Consider the following 3,391-nt stretch of genomic DNA (forward strand, 5'->3'; position numbering starts at 1 on the left):
GCTGGGCACCGGGGGCCTCCTTACTGCCGTCCTCCTGGCCGACCATAAGGGATATTCCGGACAGCGGCTTCCGGACGGGCTCCCCCGCCCCCAGACCGCCCAGACCGCCCCGACCGCCCCGTTCGGGCCCGGACGCACCGGGGCCCCGGCCGCACCGGGCGGCCGGGGCCCCGCGGGGACGCCGGTACTACTTCATGAACTTCTTGAACTCGTCCGGCAGCTCGAAGTCCTCGCCCGGGGCACCGCCCGGCAGGCCGAAGGGGCTGCCCGCGGCGTCCGGCTGACCGCCCAGCGCGGCCTGCTCGCGGCGGGCGGCGGCCGCCGCCTCCTCCGCCTTGCGCTTCATCGGGTTGCCGCTCTTGCGCTTGCCCTTGGCCTGCTTGACCTGCTTCTTCTGCCGGCCGGGACCGCCACCCATGCCCGGGATGCCCGGCATGCCCGGCATGCCGCCGCCCTGGGCCATGCGCGACATCATCTTGCGGGCCTCGAAGAACCGCTCGACAAGGTTCTTGACGGCGCTGACCTCGGTGCCGGAACCCTTGGCGATACGGGCGCGGCGCGAGCCGTTGATGATCGTCGGGTCCTGGCGCTCGGCCGGGGTCATCGACTTGATGATCGCGGCGGTGCGGTCGACGTCGCGCTCGTCGATGTTGTTGATCTGCTCCTTGATCTGCCCCATGCCGGGCAGCATGCCGAGCAGCTTGGAGATGGAGCCCATCTTGCGGACCTGCTCCATCTGGGCCAGGAAGTCGTCGAGCGTGAACTCCTTGGGGCCCTTGGCGAGCTTGGCCGCCATCTTCTCGGCCTCGGCCTGCGAGAACGTCCGCTCGGCCTGCTCGATGAGGGTGAGCATGTCGCCCATGTCGAGGATCCGGCCCGCCATGCGGTCCGGGTGGAAGGCGTCGAAGTCGTCGACCTTCTCGCCGTTCGAGGCGAACATGATCTGCTTGCCGGTGACGTGCGCGATGGAGAGCGCGGCACCGCCGCGGGCGTCGCCGTCGAGCTTGGACAGCACGACGCCGTCGAAGCCGACGCCGTCGCGGAAGGCCTCCGCGGTGTTGACCGCGTCCTGGCCGATCATCGCGTCGACGACGAACAGGACCTCGTCGGGGCTGACGGCGTCGCGGATGTCCGCGGCCTGCTGCATCAGCTCCTCGTCGATGCCGAGGCGGCCGGCGGTGTCGACGATGACGATGTCGTACTGCTTGGTGCGCGCGTACTCGACGGAGTCCTTCGCGACCTGGACCGGGTCCCCGACGCCGTTGCCCGGCTGCGGGCCGTAGAAGCCGACGCCGGCGCGCTCGGCGACGATGCCGAGCTGGTTGACGGCGTTGGGGCGCTGGAGGTCGCAGGCGACGAGCAGCGGGGTGTGGCCCTGGCTCTTGAGCCAGTACCCGAGCTTTCCGGCGAGGGTGGTCTTGCCCGCACCCTGGAGGCCGGCCAGCATGATCACGGTCGGGGCCGTCTTGGCGAACCGCAGGCGGCGGGTCTCGCCGCCGAGGATCGAGACCAGCTCCTCGTTGACGATCTTGAGGACCTGCTGCGCCGGGTTGAGGGCCTTGGAGACCTCGGCCCCGCGGGCGCGCTCCTTGACGTTCGCGATGAAGGAGCGGACGACCGGGAGGGCGACGTCGGCCTCGAGGAGGGCGATACGGATTTCCCGGGCCGCGGCGTCGATGTCCTGTTCGGAGAGGCGGCCCTTGCCCCGGAGGGACTTGAAGGTCGCGCTGAGGCGGTCGGAAAGCGTATCGAACACGGTGGTCGCGATTCCTCGGGTCGGGGGCGGTGTGGTCGTACCCCAGGGTATCGGTCCGGCCCGCCTGCCAGACCCCGCGGGCGCTATTCCCCGCGGGGCCCGGTGTCAGGCCAGCGCGCGGGCGAGGCCCTCGGCGACGGCGGCGGCCTCCGCCGGGGCGAGGGGTTTGCCCTCGTCCGAGGTGACGTACAGCGAGTCCACCGCGTTGGCGCCCAGCGTCGAGACGTGCGCGCTGCGGACCCGTACGCCGGCGTCCTCCAGGGCCCGGCCGATGCGGTGCAGCAGGCCGACGGCATCGGGGGCGCGCACCTCCAGGACCGTGGCGAGAGAGGACACCCCCGGGACGACGGTGACCCGGGGCGGCGGCGGGACCACGCCGCGCCGCCGCGGGTACGCCGCCTCCCGCTCGGCGAGCTTCGCCGAGACGTCGAGGCCGCCCTCCAGGGCCCGGACGAGGTCGGCCCGCAGCCGGGCCCCCTCGGGGAGCGAGCCGTAGCCGGCGGCCACCCGCCAGCGCAGGACGAGCGCCTCGCCGAGCCGGCCGGGCAGTTCCAGCGAGCGCAGGTCGGCGGCGCGGACGGTGAGCCGGTGCAGGGCGAGGACGCCGGCGACGGCGGGCAGCACGCCGGGCTGGTCGGGGACGGCGACGGCGAGCTCCGCGCCGACGGCGTCCTCCTCCGGGCGGGGGTGCAGCGCCAGGACGGGCTCCCCGGTGCGCAGGGCCTCCACGGCGAGGCGCTCCTCCTCCGCGGTGGGCGCCGGGTCGGGGCGCCCGGGGTCGGGGGCGCCGCCGAGGACGGCCGCGACCCGGCGGACGAGGTCGGCGACCAGGGAGGCGCGCCAGGCCGACCAGGCCGCGGGCCCCGTGGCCAGGGCGTCGGCCTCGGTGAGGGCGTGCAGGAGTTCCAGGGTGCCGGGGGTGCGGACGGCGTCGGCGACGGTGCGGACGGTGGCGGGGTCGTCGAGGTCGCGCCGGGTGGCGGTGTCGACCAGCAGCAGGTGGTGGCGGACCAGCGAGGCGAGGGTGTCGGCGTCGGCCGCGCCGAAGCCGGTGCGCAGCGCGACCCGGCGGGCGACGGCCTCCCCGGCGGCGGAGTGGTCGCCGGGCAGGCCCTTGCCGATGTCGTGCAGGAGGGCGGCCATCAGCAGCAGGTCGGGCCGGCCGACGCGGCGGGTCATCGCGGAGGCCCTTACCGCGGTCTCCACCAGGTGCCGGTCCACGGTCCAGGTGTGGACGGGGTTGCGCTGCGGGCGGCAGCGCACGCGCTCCCACTCGGGCAGCATCCGGGAGATCAGGCCCTCGGCCTCCAGCGCCTCCCAGACGGCGACCGTCGGCTCCCCCGCCCCGAGCAGGGTGACCAGCTGCTCGCGGGCCTCGGCCGGCCAGGGCTCGGGCAGCGGCCGGGCCTGCGCGGCGAGGCGCCGTACGGCGTGCCGGGAGACGGGCAGCCCGGCCTGCGCGGCGGCCGCGCCGAGGCGCAGCGGCAGGACGGGGTCGCGTTCGGGGCGGGCGGCGAGCGCCAGGACGGCTTCGCCGTCGGCTTCGACGACGCCCTCGGCGAGCGGGGCCCGCTCGGCGGGTCCGGCGGCGCCGGCGCGTCCGCGGGGGCCGAGGAGTCCGCGCAGGCGGGGGCG

At 75.2% G+C, this 3,391-nt stretch carries 2 protein-coding genes; both read right to left on the bottom strand.

The annotated features are described in order from the left end of the window. Window positions 1-187: 187 nt before the first annotated feature. Complete coding sequence (ffh, locus tag EF903_RS30485) at window positions 188-1,756, bottom strand: signal recognition particle protein (RefSeq protein WP_125548220.1); 1,569 nt, start codon at window positions 1,754-1,756, stop codon at window positions 188-190. A gap of 105 nt (window positions 1,757-1,861) precedes the next feature. Then, window positions 1,862-3,391 (bottom strand): HD domain-containing protein (locus EF903_RS30490; RefSeq protein ID WP_125548221.1); only part of this gene is annotated, 1,530 nt, incomplete at its 5' end.

Origin of the sequence: Streptomyces sp. WAC05292 (assembly GCF_003949955.1) — a bacterium.
GTDB lineage: Bacteria > Actinomycetota > Actinomycetes > Streptomycetales > Streptomycetaceae > Streptomyces > Streptomyces globosus.